38 protein-coding genes are annotated in these 26,664 nt (G+C 67.2%); 2 read left to right on the plus strand and 36 right to left on the minus strand.

Annotation, left to right across the window (positions count from 1 at the left end; translation table 11 throughout):
- Positions 1–33: 33 nt before the first annotated feature.
- The 33 genes from rplQ to rpsJ all read right to left on the minus strand — a co-directional run bounded on the left by rplQ (position 34) and on the right by rpsJ (position 18,515).
- On the minus strand, positions 34–774 hold the full coding sequence (gene rplQ / locus ACXJKD_RS07365) for a 50S ribosomal protein L17, sunset domain variant (RefSeq protein WP_457253826.1): 741 nt from the start codon (positions 772–774) through the stop codon (positions 34–36).
- Between the two features lie 69 nt (positions 775–843).
- Positions 844–1,878, minus strand: a complete 1,035-nt coding sequence (locus ACXJKD_RS07370; RefSeq protein WP_056923978.1) for a DNA-directed RNA polymerase subunit alpha — start codon at positions 1,876–1,878, stop codon at positions 844–846.
- 142 nt (positions 1,879–2,020) lie between these two features.
- Positions 2,021–2,629, minus strand: coding sequence for a 30S ribosomal protein S4 (gene rpsD / locus ACXJKD_RS07375; RefSeq protein ID WP_056923979.1), 609 nt, complete (start codon positions 2,627–2,629; stop codon positions 2,021–2,023).
- 35 nt (positions 2,630–2,664) lie between these two features.
- The gene (rpsK, locus tag ACXJKD_RS07380; RefSeq protein ID WP_140743564.1) at positions 2,665–3,069 is read right to left on the minus strand and encodes a 30S ribosomal protein S11; all 405 of its coding nucleotides are present in this window, start codon (positions 3,067–3,069) and stop codon (positions 2,665–2,667) included.
- The gene (gene rpsM / locus ACXJKD_RS07385; RefSeq protein ID WP_457254169.1) at positions 3,069–3,446 is read right to left on the minus strand and encodes a 30S ribosomal protein S13; all 378 of its coding nucleotides are present in this window, start codon (positions 3,444–3,446) and stop codon (positions 3,069–3,071) included. Before rpsM ends, rpsK begins: the two co-directional genes overlap by 1 nt.
- A 236-nt stretch (positions 3,447–3,682) precedes the next feature.
- Positions 3,683–3,796, minus strand: coding sequence for a 50S ribosomal protein L36 (gene rpmJ / locus ACXJKD_RS07390; RefSeq protein ID WP_010148647.1), 114 nt, complete (start codon positions 3,794–3,796; stop codon positions 3,683–3,685).
- Positions 3,797–3,872: 76 nt separating this feature from the next.
- Positions 3,873–4,094: a translation initiation factor IF-1 gene (infA, locus tag ACXJKD_RS07395; RefSeq protein ID WP_006946284.1), complete on the minus strand. Its 222-nt coding sequence runs from the start codon at positions 4,092–4,094 to the stop codon at positions 3,873–3,875.
- A 274-nt stretch (positions 4,095–4,368) separates the two neighbouring features.
- Positions 4,369–4,635: a hypothetical protein gene (locus ACXJKD_RS07400; RefSeq protein ID WP_457253827.1), complete on the minus strand. Its 267-nt coding sequence runs from the start codon at positions 4,633–4,635 to the stop codon at positions 4,369–4,371.
- Positions 4,632–5,429: a RelA/SpoT domain-containing protein gene (locus ACXJKD_RS07405; protein ID WP_457253828.1), complete on the minus strand. Its 798-nt coding sequence runs from the start codon at positions 5,427–5,429 to the stop codon at positions 4,632–4,634. Before ACXJKD_RS07405 ends, ACXJKD_RS07400 begins: the two co-directional genes overlap by 4 nt.
- Positions 5,430–5,483: 54 nt before the next feature.
- Positions 5,484–6,326: a type I methionyl aminopeptidase gene (map, locus tag ACXJKD_RS07410; RefSeq protein ID WP_457253830.1), complete on the minus strand. Its 843-nt coding sequence runs from the start codon at positions 6,324–6,326 to the stop codon at positions 5,484–5,486.
- Positions 6,326–6,901, minus strand: a complete 576-nt coding sequence (locus ACXJKD_RS07415; protein ID WP_457253831.1) for an adenylate kinase — start codon at positions 6,899–6,901, stop codon at positions 6,326–6,328. Before ACXJKD_RS07415 ends, map begins: the two co-directional genes overlap by 1 nt.
- Positions 6,901–8,214: a preprotein translocase subunit SecY gene (secY, locus tag ACXJKD_RS07420; RefSeq protein WP_457253832.1), complete on the minus strand. Its 1,314-nt coding sequence runs from the start codon at positions 8,212–8,214 to the stop codon at positions 6,901–6,903. Before secY ends, ACXJKD_RS07415 begins: the two co-directional genes overlap by 1 nt.
- A gap of 215 nt (positions 8,215–8,429) precedes the next feature.
- Positions 8,430–8,915: a 50S ribosomal protein L15 gene (gene rplO, locus ACXJKD_RS07425; protein ID WP_056923985.1), complete on the minus strand. Its 486-nt coding sequence runs from the start codon at positions 8,913–8,915 to the stop codon at positions 8,430–8,432.
- Positions 8,916–8,917: 2 nt separating this feature from the next.
- Positions 8,918–9,100 carry a 50S ribosomal protein L30 gene (gene rpmD, locus ACXJKD_RS07430; protein ID WP_056924254.1) on the minus strand — a complete coding sequence of 61 codons (183 nt, stop codon included), beginning with the start codon at positions 9,098–9,100 and terminating at the stop codon, positions 8,918–8,920.
- Positions 9,097–9,753, minus strand: coding sequence for a 30S ribosomal protein S5 (rpsE, locus tag ACXJKD_RS07435; RefSeq protein WP_457253833.1), 657 nt, complete (start codon positions 9,751–9,753; stop codon positions 9,097–9,099). Before rpsE ends, rpmD begins: the two co-directional genes overlap by 4 nt.
- A 40-nt stretch (positions 9,754–9,793) precedes the next feature.
- Complete coding sequence (gene rplR, locus ACXJKD_RS07440) at positions 9,794–10,168, minus strand: 50S ribosomal protein L18 (protein ID WP_457253834.1); 375 nt, start codon at positions 10,166–10,168, stop codon at positions 9,794–9,796.
- A 3-nt stretch (positions 10,169–10,171) separates the two neighbouring features.
- Complete coding sequence (gene rplF / locus ACXJKD_RS07445; protein ID WP_457253835.1) at positions 10,172–10,708, minus strand: 50S ribosomal protein L6; 537 nt, start codon at positions 10,706–10,708, stop codon at positions 10,172–10,174.
- An 11-nt stretch (positions 10,709–10,719) separates the two neighbouring features.
- On the minus strand, positions 10,720–11,118 hold the full coding sequence (rpsH, locus tag ACXJKD_RS07450; protein ID WP_056923989.1) for a 30S ribosomal protein S8: 399 nt from the start codon (positions 11,116–11,118) through the stop codon (positions 10,720–10,722).
- Positions 11,119–11,196: 78 nt separating this feature from the next.
- The gene (locus ACXJKD_RS07455; protein ID WP_035902511.1) at positions 11,197–11,382 is read right to left on the minus strand and encodes a type Z 30S ribosomal protein S14; all 186 of its coding nucleotides are present in this window, start codon (positions 11,380–11,382) and stop codon (positions 11,197–11,199) included.
- A gap of 1 nt (position 11,383) precedes the next feature.
- Positions 11,384–11,974, minus strand: a complete 591-nt coding sequence (gene rplE / locus ACXJKD_RS07460; RefSeq protein ID WP_457253838.1) for a 50S ribosomal protein L5 — start codon at positions 11,972–11,974, stop codon at positions 11,384–11,386.
- Between the two features lie 5 nt (positions 11,975–11,979).
- Positions 11,980–12,339: a 50S ribosomal protein L24 gene (rplX, locus tag ACXJKD_RS07465; RefSeq protein ID WP_056923991.1), complete on the minus strand. Its 360-nt coding sequence runs from the start codon at positions 12,337–12,339 to the stop codon at positions 11,980–11,982.
- A gap of 3 nt (positions 12,340–12,342) precedes the next feature.
- Positions 12,343–12,711, minus strand: a complete 369-nt coding sequence (rplN, locus tag ACXJKD_RS07470) for a 50S ribosomal protein L14 (protein WP_056923992.1) — start codon at positions 12,709–12,711, stop codon at positions 12,343–12,345.
- Between the two features lie 100 nt (positions 12,712–12,811).
- Complete coding sequence (rpsQ, locus tag ACXJKD_RS07475) at positions 12,812–13,114, minus strand: 30S ribosomal protein S17 (RefSeq protein WP_457253840.1); 303 nt, start codon at positions 13,112–13,114, stop codon at positions 12,812–12,814.
- A complete protein-coding gene (rpmC, locus tag ACXJKD_RS07480) occupies positions 13,111–13,365 on the minus strand; it encodes a 50S ribosomal protein L29 (RefSeq protein ID WP_056923994.1) in 255 nt (84 codons plus the stop codon). The genes rpsQ and rpmC overlap by 4 nt, the downstream gene beginning before the upstream one ends.
- A complete protein-coding gene (rplP, locus tag ACXJKD_RS07485) occupies positions 13,365–13,784 on the minus strand; it encodes a 50S ribosomal protein L16 (protein WP_457253841.1) in 420 nt (139 codons plus the stop codon). Before rplP ends, rpmC begins: the two co-directional genes overlap by 1 nt.
- Position 13,785: 1 nt before the next feature.
- Positions 13,786–14,604, minus strand: coding sequence for a 30S ribosomal protein S3 (gene rpsC / locus ACXJKD_RS07490; RefSeq protein ID WP_457253842.1), 819 nt, complete (start codon positions 14,602–14,604; stop codon positions 13,786–13,788).
- A complete protein-coding gene (gene rplV, locus ACXJKD_RS07495; RefSeq protein ID WP_457254171.1) occupies positions 14,604–14,972 on the minus strand; it encodes a 50S ribosomal protein L22 in 369 nt (122 codons plus the stop codon). Before rplV ends, rpsC begins: the two co-directional genes overlap by 1 nt.
- 32 nt (positions 14,973–15,004) lie before the next feature.
- Positions 15,005–15,286, minus strand: a complete 282-nt coding sequence (gene rpsS / locus ACXJKD_RS07500) for a 30S ribosomal protein S19 (RefSeq protein ID WP_056923996.1) — start codon at positions 15,284–15,286, stop codon at positions 15,005–15,007.
- A gap of 18 nt (positions 15,287–15,304) precedes the next feature.
- Positions 15,305–16,141 (minus strand): 50S ribosomal protein L2, encoded by an 837-nt coding sequence (rplB, locus tag ACXJKD_RS07505; protein ID WP_056923997.1) that lies wholly within the window; start codon positions 16,139–16,141, stop codon positions 15,305–15,307.
- Between the two features lie 35 nt (positions 16,142–16,176).
- Entirely contained in the window at positions 16,177–16,482 is a 306-nt protein-coding gene (gene rplW, locus ACXJKD_RS07510) for a 50S ribosomal protein L23 (RefSeq protein WP_056923998.1), read from the minus strand.
- Positions 16,479–17,534 carry a 50S ribosomal protein L4, sunset domain variant gene (gene rplD / locus ACXJKD_RS07515; protein ID WP_457253844.1) on the minus strand — a complete coding sequence of 352 codons (1,056 nt, stop codon included), beginning with the start codon at positions 17,532–17,534 and terminating at the stop codon, positions 16,479–16,481. The genes rplW and rplD overlap by 4 nt, the downstream gene beginning before the upstream one ends.
- A 5-nt stretch (positions 17,535–17,539) precedes the next feature.
- Positions 17,540–18,196: a 50S ribosomal protein L3 gene (rplC, locus tag ACXJKD_RS07520; protein WP_457253846.1), complete on the minus strand. Its 657-nt coding sequence runs from the start codon at positions 18,194–18,196 to the stop codon at positions 17,540–17,542.
- Positions 18,197–18,206: 10 nt separating this feature from the next.
- Positions 18,207–18,515, minus strand: coding sequence for a 30S ribosomal protein S10 (rpsJ, locus tag ACXJKD_RS07525; RefSeq protein ID WP_009775966.1), 309 nt, complete (start codon positions 18,513–18,515; stop codon positions 18,207–18,209).
- A 454-nt stretch (positions 18,516–18,969) separates the two neighbouring features.
- On the opposite strand from rpsJ, the gene ACXJKD_RS07530 reads away from it, so the two are divergent.
- Positions 18,970–20,280, plus strand: coding sequence for an alpha-hydroxy-acid oxidizing protein (locus tag ACXJKD_RS07530; RefSeq protein ID WP_457253848.1), 1,311 nt, complete (start codon positions 18,970–18,972; stop codon positions 20,278–20,280).
- On the plus strand, positions 20,280–20,855 hold the full coding sequence (locus ACXJKD_RS07535; RefSeq protein WP_457253849.1) for a GNAT family N-acetyltransferase: 576 nt from the start codon (positions 20,280–20,282) through the stop codon (positions 20,853–20,855). The genes ACXJKD_RS07530 and ACXJKD_RS07535 overlap by 1 nt, the downstream gene beginning before the upstream one ends.
- Here ACXJKD_RS07535 and ACXJKD_RS07540 read toward each other — a convergent pair.
- The 3 genes from ACXJKD_RS07540 to fusA form a co-directional block, all read right to left on the minus strand.
- Complete coding sequence (locus tag ACXJKD_RS07540) at positions 20,833–23,007, minus strand: PKD domain-containing protein (RefSeq protein ID WP_457253850.1); 2,175 nt, start codon at positions 23,005–23,007, stop codon at positions 20,833–20,835. The two genes, ACXJKD_RS07535 and ACXJKD_RS07540, sit on opposite strands and share 23 nt — an antisense overlap.
- A 184-nt stretch (positions 23,008–23,191) precedes the next feature.
- Positions 23,192–24,388, minus strand: a complete 1,197-nt coding sequence (tuf, locus tag ACXJKD_RS07545; protein WP_344129948.1) for an elongation factor Tu — start codon at positions 24,386–24,388, stop codon at positions 23,192–23,194.
- A gap of 116 nt (positions 24,389–24,504) precedes the next feature.
- Positions 24,505–26,622 carry an elongation factor G gene (gene fusA / locus ACXJKD_RS07550; protein WP_457253851.1) on the minus strand — a complete coding sequence of 706 codons (2,118 nt, stop codon included), beginning with the start codon at positions 26,620–26,622 and terminating at the stop codon, positions 24,505–24,507.
- Positions 26,623–26,664 lie beyond the last annotated feature (42 nt).

Consider the following 26,664-nt stretch of genomic DNA (forward strand, 5'->3'; position numbering starts at 1 on the left):
GGACGGCCCGTCCCTGCGATCAGGCTGCCTGGGTCAGGCGCCGGCCTTCGTGAAGCCAGCGGCCTCCGCGTCGGCGGCGGACTTGAACCAGAACTCGGCGACCGTCTGGTCGAACCACTGGCCGTCGGCCTCGTGGAACTTGCCCGAGTCGGCGTTGCCCTTGACGGTGTACTCCGCGTCGGGGGACGAGCCGTCCTCGTTCGCGGCGATGGCACCGGCCGGGATCTCCGTGGCAGCAGCCTCGGTGGTCTCGGTCGCCTCGGTGGTCTCCTCGGCCTCGGCCTTGGCCACGTCTTCGGAAGCCTTGGCCTCGTCCTCGGCGGCCTTGGTCTCGACCGCGGCCTCCTTGGCCTCGGCCTGCTTGGCGGAACGCTTGGTGGCGGCCTCCGCCTCCTTGACCGTCGCCTTCTTGGCCAGCGGCTCGCGGACGAGCTCGATCACGGCCATGGGGGCGTTGTCACCCTTGCGGGCACCGATCTTGGTGATGCGGGTGTAGCCGCCGGGACGCTCGGCCATGTCGGGCGCGATCTCGGTGAAGAGACGGTGCACGACGCCCTTGTCGGAGATGACCGACAGGACCCGACGACGGGCGTGGAGGTCACCGCGCTTGGCGAACGTCACGAGACGCTCGGCCAGCGGGCGCAGGCGCTTGGCCTTGGCCTCGGTGGTGGTGATCGAGTCGTGCTCGAACAGCGACTGGGCCAGGTTGGCCAGGATCAGGCGTTCGTGAGCCGGACCGCCGCCGAGACGGGGACCCTTGGTGGGGGTAGGCATGGTTCAGGTTCTCCTTGGTGTGTGACCGTTCGGCACCGCGGGCGGTGCCGAACAGTCAGCGGCGGTTGGTCAGAGCTGCTCGTCTTCGGCCAGCGCGCGGCCGTCGTCAACGAAGTCGTCGTCGTAGTCGCCGTAGTTGTCGGCGATGGCGGACGGGTCGAACCCGGGCGGGCTGTCCTTGAGGGCCAGGCCCATGCCGACGAGCTTGGCCTTGACCTCGTCGATCGACTTCGCACCGAAGTTGCGGATGTCGAGCAGGTCGGCCTCGCTGCGCCCGACGAGCTCACCCACGGTGTGGATGCCCTCGCGCTTCAGGCAGTTGTAGGACCGGACGGTGAGGTCGAGGTCCTCGATCGGCAGCGCCAGGTCGGCGGCCAGGGCGGCGTCGGTCGGCGACGGGCCCATGTCGATGCCCTCGGCCTCGACGTTGAGCTCGCGGGCCAGGCCGAACAGCTCGACCAGGGTCTTGCCGGCGGAGGCCATGGCGTCACGGGGGGCCATCGAGTTCTTGGTCTCGACGTCGACGATCAGCTTGTCGAAGTCGGTGCGCTGCTCGACACGGGTCGCCTCGACCTTGTAGGTCACGGCGAGCACCGGCGAGTAGATGGAGTCGACCGGGATGCGGCCGATCTCCTGGTCACCGGACTTGTTCTGGTTGGCCGAGACGTAGCCGCGACCGCGCTCGACGGTCAGCTCCATCTCGATCTTGCCCTTGCCGTTGAGCGTGGCGATGTGCAGGTCGGGGTTGTGCACCTCGACACCGGCCGGCGGCGCGATGTCCGCGGCCGTGACGGCGCCCGCACCCTGCTTGCGCAGGTACATGACGACCGGCTCGTCGTGCTCCGAGGAGACGACCAGGCCCTTGATGTTGAGGATGATCTCGGTGACGTCCTCCTTGACCCCGGGGATCGTGGAGAACTCGTGCAGCACGCCGTCGATGCGGATGCTGGTCACGGCTGCGCCGGGGATGCTCGAGAGGAGCGTGCGGCGCATGGAGTTGCCGAGCGTGTAGCCGAAGCCGGGCTCGAGGGGCTCGATGACGAAGCGGCTGCGGTTGTCTGCAACCACGTCTTCGCTGAGGGAGGGGCGCTGTGCAATGAGCACGGGTATTTCCTTTCTCGTCGGCGACCGCTATATGACGCCGATGATGTGCCGGTCCGACCGGCTGCCGTGGTTGTCTCTGTCTGCGACCACGGCCGAAGGCGAGGTATGCCGCGTGGTCACCCACGCGGCATACCCCATGCCGTCAGTTCTTCGAGTAGAGCTCGACGATCAGCTGCTCCGTGAGGATCGTGTCGATCTGCGCACGCTCCGGGAGCTGGTGGATCATGATCTGCAGCGTGCCCGGGACGACCTGGAGCCAGGCCGGGGTGGGGCGCTCGCCGAAGGTCTGGCGAGCCAGCTCGATCGGGAAGGTGTTCACGGACTGCTTGCGAACGGTGATGATGTCGTACTGCTCGACGCGGTAGGACGGGACGTCCACGCGCACGCCGTTGACCTCGAAGTGGCCGTGCGTGACGAGCTGGCGAGCCGCACGACGGGTGCGGGCCAGGCCGGCGCGGTAGACCACGTTGTCCAGGCGGGACTCGAGGATCTGCAGCAGGGTCTCACCGGTCTTGCCAGAGCGGCGCGAGGCCTCCTGGTAGTAGCCGCGGAACTGCTTCTCCATGACGCCGTAGGTGAAGCGAGCCTTCTGCTTCTCCTGCAGCTGGGTGAGGTACTCCTTCTCCTGCATCCGGCGACGGCCGTGCTGGCCGGGCGGGAAGGGACGGAGCTCGAAGTTCTTGTCGCCGCCGACGAGGTCGACCTTGAGGCGACGCGACTTCTTGGTGATGGGGCCGGTGTAACGAGCCATGAGTTTTCTCTATCTCCCTGTTCTTTACCGACGGCTCAGACGCGACGGCGCTTGGGCGGACGGACACCGTTGTGCGGCGAGGGGGTGACGTCGCTGATGGCGCCGACCTCCAGGCCGGTCGCGGTCAGGGAACGGATGGCGGTCTCACGACCGGAGCCGGGGCCCTTGACGAAGACGTCGACCTTGCGCATGCCGTGCTCCATCGCGCGACGGGCGGCAGCCTCGGCGGCCATCTGCGCGGCGAACGGGGTGGACTTGCGCGAACCCTTGAAGCCCACCTGGCCGGCAGAGGCCCAGGCGATGACGGCACCAGCGGGGTCCGTGATCGAGATGATCGTGTTGTTGAAGGTGCTCTTGATGTGAGCGTGCCCGTGGGCGATGTTCTTCTTTTCCTTGCGGCGCACCTTCTTGGCGCCGGCAGTGCGAGCCTTGGGAGGCATTACTTACCAACCTTCTTCTTGCCGGCGACGGTGCGCTTGGGGCCCTTGCGGGTGCGCGCGTTGGTCTTGGTGCGCTGACCGCGCACGGGCAGGCCACGGCGGTGGCGCAGGCCCTCGTAGGAGCCGATCTCGACCTTGCGGCGGATGTCGGCGGCGATCTCGCGACGGAGGTCACCCTCGATCTTGACGTTCGCCTCGAGGTGGTCGCGGAGGGCGACGAGCTCGGTGTCGGACAGGTCGCGGACGCGCGTGTTCGGGTTGACACCCGTCGCGGCCAGGGCCTGCTGGGAGCGGGTACGACCCACTCCGAAGATGTAGGTGAGAGCGATCTCGACGCGCTTCTCGCGCGGGAGATCCACACCAACAAGACGTGCCATCTTGTGTGTTTCCTTTGTTTCACCGGAGGTCTGGAGCAGTACCGTTCCGGGCTGCTTCCCGAAGCTTTCCTCGGGGCACCGGTCCTCGGCCTCCGGGCCGGGGGTGACGTCCTGGGCTGCGTCGACGACGCTGCTCTCAGGGGCCGGGTACTGCGGTCGATTCACTTGTCTGCGCTTCTCGAAGAGATGCGAGTCGTGCTGGGCGAGTCCCGCTTCCGGGGCTCAGGTGGAGCTGGTCAGCCCTGGCGCTGCTTGTGGCGCAGGTTCTCGCAGATCACCATGACCCGGCCGTGACGGCGGATCACCTTGCACTTGTCGCAGATCTTCTTGACGCTCGGCTGAACCTTCATAGCCTCTGCTTCAGTCGATCTGGCACTGTCGCTCCGGGCGGACCGACAGGTCTTACGGGTGGTGCTGGTCGTGCGTCTAGCGGTAGCGGAAGACGATCCGGCCACGGGTCAGGTCGTACGGGCTGAGCTCAACCACCACGCGGTCCTCAGGGAGGATCCGGATGTAGTGCTGTCGCATCTTGCCCGAGATGTGAGCGAGAACCTTGTGACCGTTCGTGAGCTCGACCCTGAACATCGCGTTCGGGAGAGCCTCGACGATCGTGCCCTCGATCTCGATGACACCGTCCTTCTTGGCCATATCCTCCACAATCTGTCGTCGTGGCGCCCCCGGCTGGGGCGCACACACGAATACGGCACGCGAGGTCGCGCACCGACAGATCAGTCTACGCCAGGACTGCGTGAGCACGAAATCGTGCTCACGCAGTCCACAGATGGCCGCGATTTTCGTTGCGCACGTGTGGCGACCCGTTCGTCACCGAGGCCCCACCAGGCGGTTCGGTGACCACCGCACACTGAGAGGCGATTGCTTGAGCTGACCCTTCCCGACGATGGCCTGGGTTCGCGGCTCACACTCAGTAGTGACTTGGCTCTGATGCCTCAGCGACGCGCCCCACTGCACCCCTTACCAATTCGCGGCCAGTACTGAAGTAGCGCGAGTGCGTGCGACGGAGGTCCTCCAGTGACTTGGCACCCAGCACGACGACTTCAACGTCGCGGCTACCGTGGTAAAGGCGCTCCGCCTCAAATCTCCCGCTCAACGCTTTGTCCGCCCGGTCGAACTCTCGAATATCGAGCAACTGACCTTGGAGGCGTTCGAACACGATCAAGAAGTGATTCACGAGGCCTCCATCTGGTCCAGAAGTTCACCGAGGGTATCGAGTTGGCCCACCACGCGAGATCGGAGGCCGTGTATTTCCGCTGCCAGCTCAGAATAACTCAGGCGCAAGCTCTCATTCTCGAGAATGCCCTCACGATGGGGTGCTGATAGCCATCGCAGCACGCCCTCGTTTGTCTCGAGTCGATCCAGGGACTCGCTGAGATTCATCAGGCTGCGTACGAAGTCGGACCTGTTGACCCGTCCACCAGCAAACAAGGGACGCATCGGCTCGTTGACTGGAGTGCCGTATCGCAACCCTCTCCCCCAAGCATCCCCAACCCGCTCGACGAGCTGGGCCCACGAGTCTTGGAGTTCTGTTCGCACTTGGAGTTCCACGGGTAGTCCATTGTGATGCGCGATGACGTGCACCGCGCGGTATCCATGGGTGGGGTTGGCTCGTCGGTCCACCGTTCTCGGCGCCGCCTCCCCCTCGCCTCCGAGAAGCATGCGCACCTTGACTACCACCGCGTCTTGCGCTGGCCTACCGCCGGACACAACCACCCGAGCTCCAGCGATGTCCTGGATACTCTTCATCGACGTTCCTCGTTGAAGTTTCTCGATCAGAGTGCCGGTGGACTTGACACGTGTCGTCGGCTGAAGGCCGGCGTCCGAAAGGATTACCTGGGCGCTGTCGAGTGAGTCCTGGTATGCCGACAGAACATCCTCAAGCCGTTGCCAGTCCTCGGGAGCCATGGTCCCAGACATCAGCTTCTTGCCCAGCTTGTCCATGGCACTTCGACTGATGGGAAGGGCCATTTGGCGACCATACCGGGCGCCCCCGACCGTTCAAGGCGCACCGCTGCTTTCAGCTCAGGCGAGAGGGGCGTATGCCGCGCCGGCGGCTTCCAGCCGCTCCTTGCCGCCGTCGAGGGCAGTCAGCACCCAGAGCCCGGCGTCGGTGACGGCCACGGTGTTCTCCCAGTGGGCCGCCCTGGACTTGTCGTTGGTCACGACGGTCCAGTCGTCCTCGAGCACGGTCGTGTCGGCGCTGCCGAGGGTCACCATCGGCTCGATCGCGACCGTCACGCCGGAGCGCACCGTGGGACCCCGGTCGCGGACGCGGTAGTTCGGCACCTGCGGGTCCATGTGCATCTCGGTGCCGATGCCGTGGCCGACGTAGTCCTCGATGATCCCGTAGTCGTGTCCGTCGCGCTCGCCCGAGGCGACGATGCTGTCCTCGACCCCGGCACCCACGGCATACAGCGACTCCCCCACGGCGAGCGCGGCGATGCCGGCCCACATGGAGTCCTCGGTGGCGTCGATGAGCGCGAGGTCCTCGGGACGCCCGGCGTCGCGGCCCCCCACGATGACCGAGATGGCGGCGTCGCCGTGCCAGCCGTCGACGATCGCGCCGCAGTCGATCGAGATGAGGTCGCCCTCGGCCAGCACCCGCGAGCCGGGGATGCCGTGCACGACCTCGTCGTTGACCGACGTGCACAGCGACCCGGTGAACCCGTGGTAGCCGAGGAACGACGGGGTCGCCCCGCAGCCGCGGATGTGCTCCTCGGCCAGCTCGTCGAGCTGCTTGGTGGTCATTCCCGGACGGACCGTCTGGGCCATCAGCTGGAGGGTCTGACCGACCACCAGGCCAGCCTTGCGCATGCGCAGGATCTGGTCAGGGGTCTTGGTCTCGATGCGGGACCTGCCGAACATCAGGATCGAGCAACCCCTTCGAGGGCTTCGGAGATGCGGGTGAAGACGTCGTCGACCGACCCCATGCCGTCGACCTGCACGAGCAGGCCGCGGGCGGAGTAGACCTCGGTCAGGGGGGCCGTCTCGCGGCGGTAGATCGCCTGGCGCTCGCGGATGACCTCTTCGGTGTCGTCCTCGCGTCCCTCGATCTCGGCCCGCTTGAGCAGCCGCTGGACCACCGCTTCGTTGTCGACCGTCAGCTCGAGGACCGCACTGAGTGCGTGGCCGTGCTCGGCCAGGATCGCGTCGAGGGTCTCGACCTGGGCGGCCGTGCGCGGGAAGCCGTCGAGCAGGAAGCCCTGCTCGGCGTCGTCCTCGAACAGCCGGTCGCGCACGATCGCGTTGGTGATCTCGTCGGTGACGTAGCCACCGGACGCGAGCACCTCCTTGACCTGCAGGCCGAGCGGGGTCTCGTTCTTGATGTTGGCCCGGAAGATGTCGCCGGTGGAGATCGCGGGGATGCCGAACTTCTCGGCGATCTTGGCCGCCTGCGTGCCCTTACCGGCACCGGGCGGCCCGAGGATGATCAGACGCATTACCGAAGGAACCCTTCGTAGTGCCGCTGCTGCAGCTGCGACTCGATCTGCTTCACCGTCTCGAGGCCGACACCGACGATGATCAGGATGGAGGTGCCACCGAACGGGAAGTTCTGGTTGGCGCCGACGAGTACCAGTGCGATGAGCGGGATCAGCGAGACGAGGCCGAGGTAGATGGCCCCTGGAACCGTGATGCGGGTGAGCACGTAGTCGAGGTACTCGGCCGTGGGTCGCCCGGCGCGGATACCTGGGATGAAGCCGCCGTAGCGCTTCATGTTGTCGGCCACCTCCACCGGGTTGAACGTGATCGACACGTAGAAGAACGTGAAGAACAGGATCAGCGCGATGTAGATGATCATGTAGATCGGGTGGTCACCACGGACCAGGTGAGCGTCGACCCAGTTCACCCAGCCCGCAGAGCTTCCATCCGCCTTGCGGTTGAACTGTGCCAGCAAAGAGGGCAGCGCGAGCAGGGACGAGGCGAAGATCACGGGGATGACGCCGGCCATGTTGACCTTGAGCGGGATGTAGGTCGAGGTGCCGCCGTACATCTGGCGGCCGACCTGGCGCTTGGCGTACTGCACCGGGATGCGGCGCTGGCTCTGCTCGACGAAGACGACGAGCGCGATGATGAGGAAGCCGAGCAGGATGACGCCGATGAAGACGTCCCACCGGCCGTCCTGCTGCTGGATCGCCCAGAGCGAGCTCGGGAACGAGCTGGCGATCGAGGTGAAGATCAGCAGGGACATACCGTTGCCGATGCCCTTGTCGGTGACGAGCTCACCGAGCCACATGACGACACCGGTGCCGGCGGTCATGGTGAGCACCATGATGACCAGGGTCGGGATCGACTCGTCAGGCAGGATGCTCGTGCACTTCGGCCCGAAGAGCGCCGACGGGTTCTGCGCGAACGTGATGAGGGTGGAGGACTGCAGGACCGCCAGGCCGATGGTCAGGTAACGGGTGTACTGCGTCATCTTCGTCTGGCCCTGTTGGCCCTCCTTCTTGAGGGCCTCGAACCGCGGGATGACCACGGTGAGGAGCTGCACGATGATGCTCGCCGTGATGTACGGCATGATCCCGAGCGCGAAGATCGACAGCTGCAGGAGCGCGCCACCACTGAAGAGGTTGGCCAGGCCCAGCACACCTGTCGTCGAGTCGGCGCCCTTGATGCACGCCTGGACGGCGGTGTAGCTCACGCCGGGGACGGGCACGTGCGAGCCGAGCCGGAAGACGACGACGATCGCGAGGGTGAACAGCAGCTTCCTGCGCAGGTCCGGCGTCTTGAACGCACGGGTGAAGGCGGTGAGCACAGGTCCTCCTGGTGACGCGGGCCGGTGGGGCCACGCGGTAATGATGGTCAGGCAATCCTAGGAAGGTTACCCCGAGCGCCAGCGAGGGGTATCACACGGCACGACCTCGAGGCTTGGCCCGGGACGCGCTCACACGTGCTGGAGACCACAAACGGGGTATGCCGCGCGCTCACCTGAGCGGTGAGCCCGCGGCATACCCTGTTGTTCTGGCTTGGTCAGGCGGAGGTGACCGAGCCGCCAGCGGCCTCGATCTTCTCCTTGGCGGTCGCCGAGAACTTGTCAGCGGTCACGTTGACCTTGACGGTGATCTCGCCGGTGCCGAGCACCTTGACCGGGGAGTTGTCGCGAACCGCACCCTTGGCCACGAGGTCGGCGATGGTCACATCGCCACCCTCGGGGAACAGGGCGGACAGCTTGTCCAGGTTGACGACCTGGAACTCCACACGGAACGGGTTCTTGAAGCCACGCAGCTTCGGCAGACGCATGTGCAGCGGCATGGCGCCACCCTCGAAGCGCTCCGGAACCTGGTAGCGGGCCTTGGTGCCCTTGGTGCCACGACCGGCGGTCTTGCCCTTGGAGCCCTCGCCGCGACCCACGCGGGTCTTGGCGGTCTTGGCACCCGGGGCGGGACGCAGGTGGTGCACCTTGAGGGCAGTGCCCTCAGGGGCGGCAGCGGCCTTGGCGGCCTTCTTCTCTGCCATGGTCAGTCAACCTCCTCGACGGCGACCAGGTGGGTCACCGTCTTGACCATCCCGCGGATCTCGGGACGGTCCTCCTTGACGACGACGTCGCCAATGCGCTTCAGACCGAGGCTGCGCAGCGTGTCACGCTGGTTCTGCTTGCCACCGATCTCGGAACGGGTCTGGGTCACCTTGAGACGCATCAGGCACCTGCCTTCGCAGCTTCGCGACCGGCAGCCTGGGCACGCAGCATGGCGGCCGGGGCCACCCGGTCGACCGGGAGTCCGCGGCGGGCAGCCACTTCCTCCGGACGCTCGAGACCCCGGAGGGCCGCGACCGTCGCGTGGACGACGTTGATGGCGTTGTCGGAGCCGAGCGACTTGCTCAGCACGTCGTGGATGCCGGCGCACTCGAGCACCGCGCGCACCGGACCACCGGCGATGACACCGGTACCGGGAGCGGCGGGACGGAGCATGACGACACCGGCAGCGGCCTCACCCTGCACGGGGTGCGGGATGGTGCCCTGGATGCGCGGGACCTTGAAGAACTCCTTCTTGGCCTCCTCGACACCCTTGGCGATCGCCGCGGGGACTTCCTTGGCCTTGCCGTAGCCGACGCCGACGGTTCCGTCGCCGTCGCCCACGACCACGAGGGCGGTGAAGCTGAAGCGACGACCACCCTTGACGACCTTGGACACGCGGTTGATGGTCACGACGCGCTCGACGTAGGCGCTCTTCTCGGCCTGGTCGCGGCCGCCTTCACGACGGTTGTCGCGGCCACCGCGGCGGTCGCCGCGCTCGCCACGAGCTGCGTCGCCGCCAGCAGCGGCACCAGTGCCTCGACGCTGGGGTCCGGGCATCAGATGTTCCTCATCTCAATAACGGTTTCGGTCACGGTGCTCACAGGGCCAGTCCGCCCTCGCGGGCGCCCTCGGCGATGGCCGCGACGCGGCCGTGGTACTTGTTGCCACCACGGTCGAACACGACGGCCTCGACGCCGGCGCTCTTGGCACGCTCGGCGAGCAGCTCGCCCACCTTGCGGGCCTTGGCGGTCTTGTCACCCTCGAACGAACGCAGGTCCGCCTCCATGGTGGAGGCCGACGCCACGGTCTTGCCGATGGTGTCGTCGACGATCTGCACGAAGACGTGGCGCGAGGAGCGCGACACGACCAGGCGCGGACGCACGGTCGTACCGGTCACCTTCTTGCGCAGGCGCAGGTGGCGACGGCCGCGTGCAGCGGACTTGCCCTTGGAGCGCTTGACGATCATTGCCATGGCTTACTTACCGGCCTTTCCGACCTTGCGACGGATCTGCTCGCCCGCATAGCGAACGCCCTTGCCCTTGTACGGGTCGGGCTTGCGCAGCTTGCGGATGTTCGCAGCAACCTCGCCAACGAGCTGCTTGTCGATGCCCTGGACCGCGAAGCGGGTCGGGTTCTCGACGGCGAAGGAGATGCCCTCGGGGGCCTTGACGGTGATCGAGTGGCTGTAGCCGAGCGCGAACTCGAGGTCGCCACCCTTGTTGGCCACGCGGTAACCCGTGCCGTGGATCTCCAGCTTCTTCTCATAGCCCTCGGTCACACCGAGCACCATGTTGTTGATGAGCGAGCGGGTCAGGCCGTGCAGGGCACGGGACTGGCGCTCGTCGTTGGGGCGCTTGACCTCGAGGTCAGCGTCGCCCTTCTCGACCGTGATCGGCTCGGCCACGACGTGGCTGAGCTCGCCCTTGGGGCCCTTCACCGTGACGGACTGGCCGTCGATGGTGACCTCGACACCGCTCGGGATGGCAACTGGGAGTCGTCCGATACGCGACATGTCGAATCCCCTTACCAGACGTAGGCGAGGACTTCCCCGCCCACGCCCTTGGCTTTGGCCTGGCGGTCCGTGAGGAGACCAGACGAGGTGGAAAGGATGGCCACACCGAGACCGCCGAGAACCTTGGGCAGGTTCGTCGACTTGGCGTAGACACGCAGACCGGGCTTGGAGACACGGCGCACGCCAGCGATGGAACGCTCGCGGTTGGGGCCGTACTTCAGCTCGATGGTCAGCGTCTTGCCGACCTCGGCGTCCTCGACCTTCCAGGAGGCGATGTAGCCCTCGGCCTGGAGGATCTCGGCGATGTGGGACTTCAGCTTGGAAAACGGCATGGAGACTGCGTCGTGGTGCGCCGAGTTGGCGTTCCGGACGCGGGTCAGCATGTCCGCAATCGGGTCAGTCATGGTCATGGGCTTCTCCGGCCCTCTCTCACCGTGGTTTCACTGCGTCTGCAGCGACCTGCGATGTAAGGATGAAATCGGTGGGTATTACCAGGAGCTCTTGGTGACGCCGGGCAGCTCGCCGCGGTGTGCCATCTCGCGAAGGCAGATGCGGCAGAGCCCGAACTTGCGGTAGACCGAGTGCGGTCGGCCGCAGCGCTGGCAACGGGTGTAGCCACGCACCTTGAACTTCGGCTTCTTGTTGGCCTTGTTGACCAGGGCGGTCTTCGCCATGTCAGTTCTCCTTGAAGGGGAAGCCGAGCGCCTTGAGCAGTGCGCGGCCCTCGTCGTCGTTGGTGGCGGTCGTCACGACGGTGATGTCCATGCCACGCACGCGGTCGATCCGGTCCTGGTCGATCTCGTGGAACATGGACTGCTCCGTGAGGCCGAAGGTGTAGTTGCCCTTGCCGTCGAACTGCTTGGGCGACAGGCCGCGGAAGTCACGGATACGGGGCAGGCCCACCGACACGAGGCGGTCGAGGAACTCCCACATCCGGTCGCCGCGCAGCGTGGTGTGCGCACCGATCGGCATACCCTCGCGGAGCTTGAACTGCGCGATGGACTTGCGGGCCTTGGTGACCAGGGGCTTCTGGCCGGTGATGGCCGAGAGGTCCTTGATCGCGCCCTCGATGAGCTTGGCGTCCTTGGCGGCGTCACCGACACCCATGTTGACGACGACCTTGACCACGCCGGGCACCTGCATGACGTTCTCGTAGCCGAACTGCGTGAACAGCTGGCCCTTGATCTCGTCCGCGTAGCGCTGCTTGAGGCGCGGGGTCACCGCTGCGGAAACCTGGGTCTGGGTGATGGTTTCAGTTTCGGTCATGTCTCTCACAGGTCCTTGCCCGAGCGCACCGCGACACGGGTGCGGACGGTCTTGGTGCGGCCGTTGCGCTCGACGGTCTCGACGCGGGTCTTGATCCGGGTGCCGACCTTCTTGTCGTCCGGGTCGACGACCGCGACGTTGCTGACGTGGATCGCAGCTTCCTGGACGACCAGGCCACCGGTGCGGCTGCCGCGAGCGGTCTGGCCGGCCTTGGTGTGGCGGGTCACGCGGTTGACACCCTCGACGAGCACGCGCTCGGTCTCGGGGTAGACGGCGATGACCTTGCCGATGCTGTTGCGGTCCTTGCCGGTGAGCACCTTGACGGTGTCACCCTTCTTGATCTTCATCTTCTTCTTGTCAGCCATGGGTCAGAGCACCTCCGGCGCCAACGAGATGATCTTCATGAACTTCTTCTCACGCAGCTCGCGGCCCACGGGGCCGAAGATGCGCGTGCCACGGGGGTCCCCGTCGGCCTTGAGGATGACGGCGGCGTTCTCGTCGAACTTGATGTACGACCCGTCACCGCGACGGCGCTCCTTGGTGGTGCGCACGATGACAGCCTTGACGACGTCGCCCTTCTTGACGTTGCCGCCAGGGATGGCGTCCTTGACTGCGGCGACGATGACGTCACCGATGCCGGCGTAACGACGACCCGAGCCACCGAGGACACGGATGCAGAGGATTTCCTTTGCACCAGTGTTGTCGGCGACACGCAGTCGCGACTCCTGCTGGATCACTTCTCACTCCTACTCGTCGTGCTGGTTCTCACCCTTGCGGGCGAGCCTGGCCGAACTTGACTGTCTGATGACAGATGGGCTTGCCGAGGCGGCAGGTGGCTTACTTGGCCTTCTCGAGGATCTCCACCACGCGCCAGCGCTTGGTGGCCGAGAGGGGACGGGTCTCCATGATCGAGACGCGGTCGCCGATACCGGCAGCGTTGTCCTCGTCGTGGGCCTTGACCTTGCTCGAGCGCCGCAGGACCTTGCCGTAGAGCGCGTGCTTCACGCGGTCCTCGACCTCGACCACGACGGTCTTGTCCATCTTGTCGCTCACCACGTAACCCTGACGGGTCTTGCGGTAGTTGCGGTCCTGCGCCGTCACGGCGTCATCCACGGCCTTGTCCTTCGTGTTCTTGGTCATGCCGACTCCTCCTTGGCCGATGCACTCGGGCTCTGCCCGATACCCAGCTCACGCTCACGCAGCTCGGTGTAGATGCGGGCGATGTCCTTGCGGACGGCGCGCAGACGGCCGTGGTTGTCCAGCTGGCCGGTGGCCGACTGGAAGCGGAGGTTGAAGAGCTCCTCCTTGGCCTTGCGGAGCTCGTCGACCAGACGGTCGTCGTCGAGACCACGCAGGTTCTCCGACACCAGGTCCTTGGATCCGACTGCCATCAGATGTCACCACCCTCACGCCGAACGAAGCGGCACTTCATGGGGAGCTTGTGCATCGCCAGACGCATGGCCTCACGGGCGACCTCTTCGGACACACCGGACACCTCGAACATCACGCGACCAGGCTTGATGTTGGCGATCCACCACTCGGGGGAGCCCTTACCGGAACCCATGCGGGTCTCGGCAGGCTTCTTGGTCAGCGGGCGGTCGGGGTAGATGTTGATCCACACCTTTCCACCACGCTTCATGTAACGCGTCATCGCAATACGAGCGGACTCGATCTGACGGTTGGTGACGTAGGCGGGCTCGAGGGCCTGGATGCCGAAGTCACCGAACGCGATCTTGGTGCCGCCCTTCGCAGCGCCCGAGCGACCCGGGTGGTGCTGCTTGCGGTGCTTGACTCGACGAGGAATCAACATGTCAGGACTGCTCTCCCTCAGTGCTGGCTGCGGTCGCCTCAGTGGCGGGAGCCTCAGCAGCGGTCTCGGTGGCGGCGGCCTCCGGACGCTCGCGACGAGCGCGGGCGGGGCGATCGGCGCCGTCACGACGGGGGCCACGGCTCGGGCGCGGCGCAGCAGCCTGCTGCTGGGCCAGCTCACGAGCGGTGACGTCACCCTTGTAGATCCACACCTTGACGCCGATGCGCCCGAAGGTGGTGCGGGCCTCGTAGAAGCCGTAGTCGATCTGCGCACGCAGGGTGTGCAGCGGGACGCGACCCTCGCGGTAGAACTCGGTGCGAGACATCTCGGCGCCGCCGAGGCGACCGGAGACCTGGACACGGATGCCCTTGGCGCCGGCGCGGGTGGCGGACTGCATGCCCTTGCGCATCGCGCGACGGAACGACACGCGAGCAGACAGCTGCTCGGCGATGCCCTGCGCGACGAGCTGGCTGTCGACCTCGGGGTTCTTGACCTCGAGGATGTTCAGCTGGACCTGCTTGCCGGTGAGCTTCTCGAGCTCGCCACGGATGCGGTCGGCCTCGGCGCCGCGGCGACCGATCACGATGCCGGGACGCGCGGTGTGGATGTCCACACGGACGCGGTCACGGGTGCGCTCGATCTCGACGCGGGAGATGCCGGCCCGCTCCATGCCCTCGGACATGAGCTTGCGGATGGCGACGTCTTCCTTGACGTAGTCGCGGTACCGCTGACCCTCCTTGGTGGAGTCAGCGAACCAGCGGCTCTTGTGCTCGGTGGTGATACCGAGGCGGAAGCCGTGCGGGTTGACCTTCTGACCCATTAGCGGGTGCCTCCCTTGGTGGTCTTCGGCGTGACGACCACGGTGATGTGGCTGGTCCGCTTGTTGATGCGTGCCGCGCGGCCCTGGGCCCGCGGGCGGAAACGCTTCATGGTCGGACCCTCGTCGACGAAGGCGGAGCTGATGACCAGGTCGCGCTCGTCGAAGGCCTCGGAGGCCTTGTCAGCCTTGACCCGGGCGTTGGCGATGGCGCTCTCGAGCACCTTCTGGACCGGGTCGGACGCAGACTGCGGGGCGAACCGCAGCACGGCAATCGCCTCGACGGCCTGCTTCCCGCGGATCAGGTCCACGATGCGGCGCGCCTTCTGGGGCGTGACGCGGATGTTGCGTCCGCTCGCCTTGGCTTCCATCACGTTGTCCTTGTTGTCGGTGGAGGCAGCCATCAGCGACGCCGCCCCTTCTTGTCGTCCTTCACGTGACCCTTGAACGTGCGGGTCGGCGCGAACTCACCGAGCTTGTGGCCGACCATCGACTCGGTGACGAACACCGGGACGTGCTTGCGGCCGTCGTGCACGGCGAGGGTGTGACCCAGCATGTCCGGGCTCACGACCGAACGACGTGACCAGGTCTTGATGACGTTCTTGGTGCCCGCTTCGTTCTGGACGTCGACCTTCTTCTGAAGGTGGCCGTCGATGAAGGGGCCCTTCTTCAAGCTACGAGGCATGGTTTCTCAGGCTCCTTCTCAGCGCTTCTTGCCAGTACGGCGGCGGCGAACGATCATCTTGTCGCTCGGCTTGCCGGGGCGACGGGTGCGGCCCTCGGCCTGACCCCACGGGCTGACGGGGTGACGTCCACCGGACGTCTTGCCCTCGCCACCACCGTGCGGGTGGTCGACCGGGTTCATGGCGACACCACGGACGGTCGGGCGCTTGCCCTTCCACCGCATGCGGCCGGCCTTGCCCCAGTTGATGTTGGACTGCTCGGCGTTGCCCACCTCGCCGACCGTGGCGCGGCAGCGCAGGTCGACGTTGCGGATCTCACCGGACGGCATACGCAGCTGGGCGTAGGGGCCGTCCTTGGCGACGAGCTGCACGCGCACACCAGCCGAACGGGCGATCTTCGCGCCGCCACCGGGCTTGAGCTCGACGGCGTGGATGACCGTACCGGTCGGGATGTTGCGCAGCGGCAGGCTGTTGCCCGGCTTGATGTCAGCCGAGGGGCCGTTCTCGATGTTGGCGCCCTGCTCCAGGCCCTTGGGGGCCAGGATGTAGCGCTTCTCACCGTCGGCGTAGTGCAGCAGCGCGATGCGCGCCGTGCGGTTGGGGTCGTACTCGATGTGAGCGACCTTGGCCGGCACACCGTCCTTGTCATGGCGACGGAAGTCGATGACGCGGTAGGCGCGCTTGTGTCCACCACCGATGTGACGGGTGGTGATGCGGCCGTTGCTGTTGCGGCCACCGGACTTCGTGAGGGGGCGCACCAGCGACTTCTCAGGCGTGGAGCGCGTGACCTCGACGAAGTCGGCGACGCTGGAGCCTCGGCGGCCAGGCGTGGTCGGCTTGTACTTGCGGATACCCATTGTTCGTAATCCCTTACGTCTCTTCAGCGATTCCGTCAGGCGCCGGCACCGAAGATGTCGATCGAGCCCTCGCGGAGGGTGACGATCGCACGCTTGGTGTCCTTGCGCTTGCCGATGCCGAACCGGGTGCGGCGGGTCTTGCCGACACGGTTGAGGGTGTGGACGGAGTCAACCTTGACGTTGAAGACGCGCTCGACGGCGATCTTGATCTCCGTCTTGTTCGCCCGCGGGTCGACGATGAAGGTGTACTTGCCCTGGTCGAGCAGCGAGTACGACTTCTCGGAAACGACCGGTGCGATCAGGATGTCGCGCGGGTCCTTGCCTGCAGCGAGGGTGCTCACTTGGTCTCCTCCTCGGCCACGTCAGTGGTCTCCTGGGCGGCAGCGCCACCAGCGGGGACGAAGCCGGCGGCCGCGGCTGCATCCGCAGTGCGGAACCAGACCTCGGCGTCGGTCGCGTCGTACCAGCGGGAGCCGGGGACGTGGTACTTCATCGAGTCCTTGTTGCCCTTGACCTCGAAGCCCTCCGGCGCGGAGCCGTCCTCGAGGGCGGCGGCCGAGTCGGGACCGAAGTCCGTCTCGGGCGCGTCCACGAGCGTGGCGGGCTGGTCGGCCTTGGCAGCCTTCTCAGCCTTGGCCGGCTTCTCAGCCTTCTCAGCCTTGGCGGGCTTGTCAGCCTTCTCAGCCTTCGCGGGCTTCTCAGCCTTGACGGGCTTGTCAGCCTTGGCCGGCTTCTCAGCCTTCGCGGCCTTGGCAGGCGTCTCGTCGACGATCGTGACCTCGACGCCACCCACCGGCTGTGCCTTGGTGACGAAAGCCTCCAGGGCGGCCTTGGTGAAGACGACGTCGTCCGAGCACAGCACGTCGTACGTGTTGAGCTGGTCGGCGGCGAGCACGTGCACGCCCTCGAGGTTGCGCACCGACTTCAGCGACACGAGGTCACTGCGGTCGAGCACCACGAGCAGGTTGGGACGGTCGGTCAGACCGGCGAGCAGGGCGAGCGCGTCCTTGGTGGACGGGGCGGAGCCCGTCACCAGCGACTCGACGACGTGCACGCGGTCGTGGCGGGCCCGGTCGGAGAGGGCGCCACGCAGGGCAGCGGCCTTCATCTTCTTGGGGGTCCGCTGGGCGTAGTCACGCGGCTGCGGGCCGTGGACGACGCCACCACCGGCGAACTGCGGGGCGCGGGTCGAGCCCTGACGGGCGCGGCCGGTGCCCTTCTGGCGGTAAGGCTTGCGGCCACCACCGCGGACTTCGCCGCGGGTCTTGGTGGAGTGCGTGCCCTGACGCGCAGCAGCCAGCTGGGCCACGACGACCTGGTGGATCAGCGGGACGTTGACCTGGACGTCGAAGATCTCGGCGGGCAGGTCGGCAACGACAGTCTTGGTAGCCATCTGGGTCAGGCTCCCTTCGCGGCCGTGCGGACGAGGACCGTGCCGTTGCGGGGGCCGGGAACGGCACCCTTCACCAGCAGCAGGCCCCGCTCAACGTCCACGGCGTGGATCGTGAGGTTCTGGGTGGTCTGGCGCTCGCCGCCCATCCGGCCGGCCATGCGCATGCCCTTGAAGACGCGACCCGGGGTGGCGCAGCCACCGATCGAGCCCGGCTTGCGGTGGTTCTTGTGGGAACCGTGGGAAGAGCTGACGCCGTGGAAGCCGTGACGCTTCATGACGCCGGCAAAGCCCTTGCCCTTGGTGGTGCCGGTGACGTCGATGTCCTGGCCGGCCTCGAAGGTCTCGACCGTGACTTCCTGGCCGAGCGTGTACTCGGCGGCGTCAGCGGTACGGAGCTCCACGAGGTGGCGACGCGGGGTCACGCCGGCCTTCTCGAAGTGCCCGGTCAGGGGCTTGGTCACCTTGCGGGGGTCGATGGCGCCGAACGCGATCTGGACGGCGTCGTAGCCGTCCGTCGCGGCGTCGCGCACCTGCGTGACGACGCAGGGGCCCGCCTCGATGACGGTGACGGGGATGAGCCGGTTCTCGGCATCCCACACCTGGGTCATGCCGAGCTTCTTGCCCAGCACACCCTTCACGGTCTTGGTAGCAGTGGTGGTCATATCGCCAGCCTCAGAGCTTGATCTCGATGTTGACGTCAGCCGGCAGGTCGAGACGCATCAGCGAGTCGACGGCCTTCGGCGTCGGGTCGATGATGTCGATCAAGCGCTTGTGGGTGCGCATCTCGAAGTGCTCGCGGCTGTCCTTGTACTTGTGGGGCGAACGGATGACCACGAAGACGTTCTTCTCCGTGGGCAGCGGCACAGGGCCGACCACCGTCGCGCCAGCACGGGTCACCGTGTCGACAATCTTGCGCGCCGAGTTGTCGATGACCTCGTGGTCATACGACTTCAAGCGGATGCGGATCTTCTGTCCCGCCATCTCCGTTACGTCTCTCTCTCGCCGAACATCTAGCTTGGCCGGCTCTTGGCCATCTCCGACCCCCGCGGTCGGGTGTGTCGCACCCGCTTCGCGGCCGGACGACACGCGTTTTCACGCAGTCGTGCGGTTCGGATTGACCGGCAGAGCCGGGGCTTGCGCTTCCCTGGAGTGTCGCCCCGTGCTGATCGCACGGTTCGAGGTGTGTCACCGGGGGTGGCGGCGTCGACATGGGTCAACGGCGCGCGTCAAGCAACCGGTCCAGTGTGCCAGAGCGGGCGGCGACCTACCAAATCGAGCCGGTGGCACCCGGCATACCCGCACCAGTGGCGCGTCGCGCACCGCCGACCCCGCCCACCCTGCCAGCACCGGTATGCCGCCGGCCCACCTCTCGCGGCGCGTCAGGTCGGCCTCTCGTTCGCAGCCACGGCGCCCGGCTGACTGGCAGGATCGAGCCATGTCGGACCGATCAGCCGTCCCGCCCCCCGAGGGGCCCGGCCGCACCCGCCAAGGTCTGGTCTACCGCGCCGGCGTCCTCGGGCACCGGCCCACCGTGCCCACCGACTTCGGGGAGCTCGAGCGGCGCGCGCAGGCGGCGATGTCGCCGCGGGCCTGGGCCTACGTCGCGGGCGCCGCCGGCGAGGGCGCGACGGCACGCGCCAACCGGTCGGCGTTCGACCGCCACCGGATCGTCCCCCGCATGCTGCCCGGCCGGGCCACCCGTGACCTGTCCACCGAGCTGCTGGGGCGTCGGCTGCCCGCTCCCGTGCTGCTCGCACCGGTGGGAGCGGCCGGGCTGGTCCACCGCGACAGCGACACCGAGATCGGCGCGGCCGCAGCCGACCTGGGCCTGCCCTACATCGTGTCGAACCAAGGGTGTTCCCCCATGGAGGACGTCGCCACGGCCATGGGTTCGGGTCCGCGGTGGTTCCAGCTCTACTGGTCGAAGGACGAGCTGCTGGTCGACAGCCTCCTGGCCAGGGCCGAGGCCAGCGGCGCCGAGGCGATCGTCGTCACGCTGGACACCACGATGCTGGGCTGGCGACCGCAGGACCTCAACCTGGGGTCGCTGCCGTTCTCGCAGGGGATCGGGATAGCCCAGTACACCTCGGACCCCCGTTTCCAGCAGGTCGTCGCCGAGCGGGTGGCGGCCAAGCAGGAGCAGCAGGGCTCCACCGAGGACGTCAAGGTCACCCTCGGCGCGCTGCGGTCACTGCTGTCCATCAGTCGTGAGCACCCCGGCGACCTGCGGTCCAACCTGCGCTCCCCCACCCCCCGCGCGGCCGTGGAGACGTTCCTCGACATCTACTCCAACCCCGGGCTCACCTGGGAGCAGCTCGCGACCCTGCGCGACCGCACGTCCCTGCCCTTCCTCGTCAAGGGGGTGCTCCACCCGGACGACGCGAGGCGCGCGGTCGAGGTCGGAGCCAGCGGCATCGTGGTGAGCAACCACGGCGGCCGCCAGGTCGACGGCGCCATCGCCTCGCTCGACGCCCTGCCCGCCGTACGGGCCGCGGTCGGGCCTGAGCTCCCCCTCGTGCTGGACAGCGGGGTCCGCACGGGGAGCGACGTGGTGAAGGCGATCGCCCTCGGTGCCGACGCCGTGGCGATCGGGCGCCCCTACATCTACGGACTGGCCCTGGCCGGGCGCGTCGGGGTGCGGGACGTCCTGGCCAACATCGTGGCCGAGCTCGATCTGACGATGGGCCTGTCCGGGGTGGGGTCGGTGTCCGAGATCGGACCGGAGCTGCTGGTGGCGGCTCCCTGATGGCGCGGCCGAGCCTGACGACGGCCCGGCTCGAGCTCCGACCGCTCACCGACGACGACGGCGCCCTGCTCGTCGAGCTGGACGGCGACCCGGCCGTGATGGAGTTCCTCACCGGTCGGGAGACCCCTCCCGACGAGGTCATCGAGGTGTGGATGCCGCAACGCACCGACCCGGCCCACGACCGGCTGGGACTGGGCTACTGGTCGGCCTTCGAGCACGACGAGTTCGTCGGGTGGTTCTGCCTGACGCCGACGGGTGGCGACGCCGCCGAGCTCGGCTACCGGCTGCGCCAGCGCGCCTGGGGACGCGGGCTGGCCAGCGAGGGCGCAGCCCGCGTGCTCGAGCACGGCTTCGACACCGTGCGCCTCCGGCGCATCTGGGCCGAGACGATGGCCGTGAACACGCGGTCCCGAGCCGTCCTCCAGCGGCTCGGGCTACGACCCGTGCGCACCGACGTGCGGCAGTGGGACGAACCGTTGCCGGGGTCCGAGCTCGGCGAGGTGGTCTACGAGCTGACCGCCACCGAGTTCGACCGGATGCGGACCGGCCGGGTCAGGGGAACGGGACAGCCTTGAGGTCGTCGATCGACGTGGTGATGGGCGCATTGGTCGCCGTGCCCGAGAGGTAGAGGTAGAAGCCCACGCCACCAGCCGCCTGGAACCCTGCCGTGGAGTCCGTCGCGGTCTTCTGCCACGTCGTGGGCTCGGTGGTCCCGGACTTCCAGACCCGTGCACGGACGGTGGTCGGAGAGGTGCCGGTGACCTGGACCCGGGCCAGCAGTTTCTCTCCGGCCGCCATCGTGATCCCCGGGAGCTGCGTCTCTGCCGCGAGGACGGTCTCTGCGTTGGCCGAGGTGGCCCGCTGCAGCGACAGCCACACTCCGCCGTTGGAGGTGTAGTGCACCTTGGCGCGGTAGTCGCCGACGCCGGCCACCCGCCGACCGTTCAGCGAGACGTACTCGCCGCTGCCGGTGGGCACCTTGTCGAGCGCGATGGTGGCGATGAGGTCGGTCGAGGAGGAGGAGACGCCCGCGAGGGCGAGCCACGGGCCGGACCCTGCGGCGAGCCTCACCTGGCCCACCCCGGAGCCCACGGACAGGTTCGTGGCGGACCCGTTGAAGGTCCAGGCCCCGCCGGTGTCGGCGCTCCCCCAGCCCGAGGCAAGGGTGCGGCTGTACGCATCGGCGGCGAGGACGGTCACCGGGGGCGGGGCGGTCACCGTGACGGAGCTCGTGGTCAGGCCGGTCGCACCGTCGTTGTCGGTGACGGTGAGGGTGACCGGGTAGGTGCCGGCCGCGGCATACGTGCGGCTCGACGTCGCCCCGGTCCCGGTGCTGCCGTCCCCGAACTGCCAGGCGTAGGACGCGATGGTCCCGTCTGGGTCGCTGGAACCCGTGCCGTTGAAGGTGCAGGCCAGGTCGGTGCAGCTGTTCGTGAAGCTCGCCGTCGGGGGCTGGTTGGGCGCCGGGGCGACCGTGACCGACCTCGTGGTGGTGTTGGTGGCGCCGTCGTCGTCGGTCACGGTGAGGGTGATCGTGTAGGTGCCGGCCGCGGCATACGTCCGGCTGGACGTGACGCCCGTGCCGGTGCCGCCGTCACCGAACTGCCACGCATAGGAGCTGATCGTGCCGTCTGCATCGGTGCTGGCAGAGGCGTTCACCGTGCAGGCGAGCTGGGTGCAGCTCGGGGTGAAGTCGGCCGTCGGCGGCTGGTTGGGCGGCGCGGCCCCGCGCGTGATCGTGAAGGCGTCGGTGAAGGTGCCACCCGAGGCGCGGCGGAACGTCGCCGTCAGCACGTCCGCCGTGGCGGAGAAGTCCAGCACGCCGAACGTGGAGTTGATGTTCGCCCCGGCGTAGGCGGCGAAGTAGCCGGCCTCGGGGTCGGTGGTGTTGACGTCGCGCTGGTTGATCCCACCGGTGCCGACCGTGGCGAAGACGGTGCCCACGCCGGCGGCCAGGTCGTTGTCGGAGTCGACGACGCACGAGGCGTTGAAGGTGCCCGGGACGAGCTGGGTGCAGCCGGTGCGGGTGGTGAGCTGCTTGGTGCGCTGATAGAGGTGCTCGTGTCCGCCCAGCACGACGTCGACCTTCTTGGCCAACAGCAGATTGGCCAGGTCGGAGCCCATCTCACAGGCATACATCCCCAGGCTCAGGCACGGCGTGTGGTTGGCGACGACGACCCACGGGATGCCGGCGGTCCGGGCGGAGTCGATCGCCGCCGACGTCCAGTTGTACTGCGGGGTGCCGACGGCATAGCTCAGCGTGCCCGTGGTGAAGGGGATGCCGGCGGCCACGGCGATGTAGCGCACCAGGGGCGCCGACGCGGGCACGTCGACGTAGTACTGGCGCCCGTAGGTCCCCCGCAGGCCGGGCAGCTGGTTGGGCAGGCAGGCCGAGAAGTCGTTGATGTTGCCGTTCTGCCCGTTGCTCTCGTGGTTGCCCGAGATCAGCTCGAACGGATAACCCTCTCCCACGCCGGCCTTGACCGCGGTGCACCACGCGTCCTCGGCGCCCGTGGCGCCGTAGGACATGTCACCGAGCGCGGCGTGGAAGTCGTTGTCGAGCGAGCCGACGAGGTCGAAGACACTCGTCGCGGCGGACGACGCCGAGAAGTCACCGGCGGCGCTGAACCGCACGGTCGGGTCACCGGGTGCCGACGCCACCGGTCCTGCGAGCACGGTGAGGAGCACCACCGTTCCCAGGGCCACGCGGCGGAACCGTCCGGTCATGGCCCGAAAATAGCCCCGCCCGCGCACGCCCGCCTCCCCCACGAGCCGTACCCGGGAACCGGACAGACACGGCATACCCGGTCAAAGTCGGGTATGCCCCGGGCGACCACAGGACAGGGCGAAGGGCCCCGCAGCCGAAGCTGCGGGGCCCTCCAGGTGGTGCTGGTGCGTCAGATCGCAGGAACTACTTCGTGATCTTGGTGACGCGGCCGGCGCCGACGGTACGGCCGCCCTCGCGGATGGCGAAGCGCAGGCCCTCCTCCATGGCGATCGGCTGGATGAGCTCGACGTTCATCTCCGTGTTGTCACCGGGCATGACCATCTCGGTGCCCTCGGGGAGGTGCACGACGCCGGTCACGTCGGTGGTACGGAAGTAGAACTGCGGGCGGTAGTTGTCGTAGAACGGCGTGTGCCGGCCACCCTCGTCCTTCGAGAGGATGTAGACGTTCGCCTCGAAGTCCGTGTGCGGGGTGATCGAGCCCGGCTTGCAGATGACCTGCCCGCGCTCGACGTCCTCGCGCTTGGTGCCACGCAGCAGCAGGCCGACGTTCTCGCCCGCACGACCCTCGTCGAGGAGCTTGCGGAACATCTCGATGCCGGTGACGGTGGTCTTGGTGGGCGGACCCTCGTGGATGCCGACGATCTCGATCTCCTCGTTGACGTTGAGGATGCCGCGCTCGATACGACCGGTGACGACGGTGCCACGACCGGTGATCGTGAAGACGTCCTCGACGGGCATGAGGAACGGCTTGTCGACCTCGCGCTCCGGCTCGGGGATGGCGCTGTCAACCGCGTCCATCAGCTCCAGGACCGACTTGCCCCACTCGGCGTCGCCCTCGAGCGCCTTCAGCGCCGAGACCTTGACGACCGGCAGGTCGTCGCCCGGGAACTCGTAGTCGGACAGCAGCTCACGGACCTCCATCTCGACGAGCTCGAGGATCTCCTCGTCGTCGACCATGTCGGCCTTGTTGAGCGCCACGACGATGTAGGGAACGCCGACCTGGCGGGCCAGGAGGACGTGCTCCTTCGTCTGGGGCATCGGACCGTCGGTGGCCGCGACAACGAGGATCGCACCGTCCATCTGCGCCGCACCCGTGATCATGTTCTTCACGTAGTCAGCGTGTCCGGGGCAGTCGACGTGGGCGTAGTGACGGCTCTCCGTCTGGTACTCGATGTGCGCGATCGAGATCGTGATACCGCGCTGCTTCTCTTCGGGTGCCTTGTCGATGTCGTCGAACGCGAACTGCGGGTTCAGGTCCGGGTACTTGTCGTGCAGGACCTTGGAAATCGCAGCCGTCAGCGTCGTCTTACCGTGGTCGATGTGACCAATGGTGCCGATGTTGACGTGCGGCTTAGTCCGCTCGAACTTTGCCTTCGCCACTTGATGTCCTCCTCAGGACTCTTCTTTGGTTGAACGCCGTGTTCCCAGGCGGGACGTGGCGCGGATTGGGGGTTGTGGAGCTCTGCAGTCCGTGGTGCGACCGGTAATGCTACCGGTCACTCACCACGGGTCTTCTTGATGATCTCCTCGGCAACAGCCTTGGGGACCTCGGCGTAGGAGTCAAACTCCATCGAGTAGTTCGCCCGACCCTGGGTCTTGGACCGCAGGTCTCCGACGTAGCCGAACATCTCCGACAGGGGGACCAGACCGCGAACGACCTTGGCACCACTGATGTCCTCCATGGCCTGGATCTGGCCACGGCGGGAGTTGATGTCACCGATGACGTCGCCCATGTAGTCCTCGGGCGTGCGCACCTCGACGGCCATCATCGGCTCGAGGAGCACGGGGTCGGCCTTGCGGACGGCCTCCTTGAGCGCCATCGAGCCGGCGATCTTGAACGCCATCTCGGAGGAGTCGACGTCGTGGTAGGCGCCATCGAGCAGCGTCGCCTTGATGCCGACCAGCGGGTAGCCGGCGAGCACGCCGTACTGCATGGCGTCCTGGATCCCGGCGTCGACCGACGGGATGTACTCGCGCGGGACGCGGCCACCGGTGACCTTGTTCTCGAACTCGTACAGCTCGCCGGACTCGGTGGTGTCGAGGGGCTCGATGCTGATCTGGATCTTGGCGAACTGGCCGGAGCCACCCGTCTGCTTCTTGTGGGTGTAGTCGAACTTCTCCACCGTGCGACGGATCGTCTCGCGGTAGGCCACCTGCGGCTTGCCGACGTTGGCCTCGACCTTGAACTCGCGCTTCATGCGGTCCACGAGGATGTCGAGGTGGAGCTCGCCCATGCCGGCGATGATCGTCTGGCCGGTCTCCTCGTCGTGGTGGACCTGGAAGGTCGGGTCCTCGGCGGAGAGCTTCTGGATGGCCGTGGAGAGCTTCTCCTGGTCGCCCTTGGTCTTGGGCTCGATGGCCACCTGGATGACCGGGTCCGGGAACGTCATCGACTCGAGCACGATCTGGTCGTTCGGGTCGCTCAGGGTGTCACCGGTCGTGGTGTCCTTCAGGCCGATCGCCGCGTAGATGTGACCCGCGAGGGCCTCGTCCACGGGGTTCTCCTTGTTGGCGTGCATCTGGAAGAGCTTGCCGATGCGCTCCTTGCGGCCCTTGGTCGTGTTGACGACCGCGGAGCCGGAGGAGATCTGGCCGGAGTAGACCCGGATGAAGGTCAGCGTGCCGAAGAACGGGTGCGTGGCGACCTTGAAGGCCAGCGCCGAGAACGGCTCGCTCGTGTCGGGCTTGCGCGTCATCTCGACCTCCTCGTGGTTCGGCTTGTGGCCGACCATCGGGGGGACGTCGAGCGGCGACGGCAGGTAGTCGACGACCGCGTCGAGCATCGGCTGCACACCGCGGTTCTTGAACGCCGAGCCACACAGGATCGGGTAGAGCTCGGAGCTGACCGTGAGCTTGCGGATCGCGCCCTTGATCTCCTCGGGCGTCAGCTCCTCGCCACCGAGGTACTTCTCCATGAGGACGTCGTCGGACTCGGCGACGCGCTCGACGAGGGCGTGGYGGTACTCCTCCACCTTCTCGAGCATGTCGGCCGGGATCTCCTGGATCTCGTACTTGGCACCCATGGTGACGTCACCCTTGGCGTCACCGGGCCACACGAGGGCACGACGGTAGATGAGGTCGACGACGCCGACGAACTCGCTCTCGGAGCCGATCGGCAGCTGGAGCACGAGGGGCTCCGCGCCGAGGCGGTCCTTGATGGTGTCGACGGTGAAGTAGAAGTCCGCGCCGAGCTTGTCCATCTTGTTGACGAACGCGATGCGGGGGACGTCGTACTTGTCGGCCTGACGCCACACGGTCTCGGACTGGGGCTCGACGCCCTCCTTGCCGTCGAACACGGCGACGGCACCGTCGAGGACGCGCAGCGAGCGCTCCACCTCGACCGTGAAGTCCACGTGACCGGGGGTGTCGATGATGTTGATCTGGGTGCCCTCCCAGAAGGAGGTGACGGCGGCAGACGTGATCGTGATGCCGCGCTCCTTCTCCTGCTCCATCCAGTCGGTGGTCGACGCACCGTCGTGGGTCTCACCGATCTTGTGGTTGACACCGGTGTAGAAGAGGATGCGCTCAGTCGTCGTCGTCTTGCCGGCGTCGATGTGCGCCATGATCCCGATGTTGCGGACCTTGGTCAGGTCCGTCAGGACGTCGAGTGCCAATGTGATCGTCTCATCTCGCTCGTTAGAAAAAGTTCGTGGTGG

The sequence above is a fragment of the Pedococcus sp. P5_B7 genome (genome assembly GCF_054049895.1).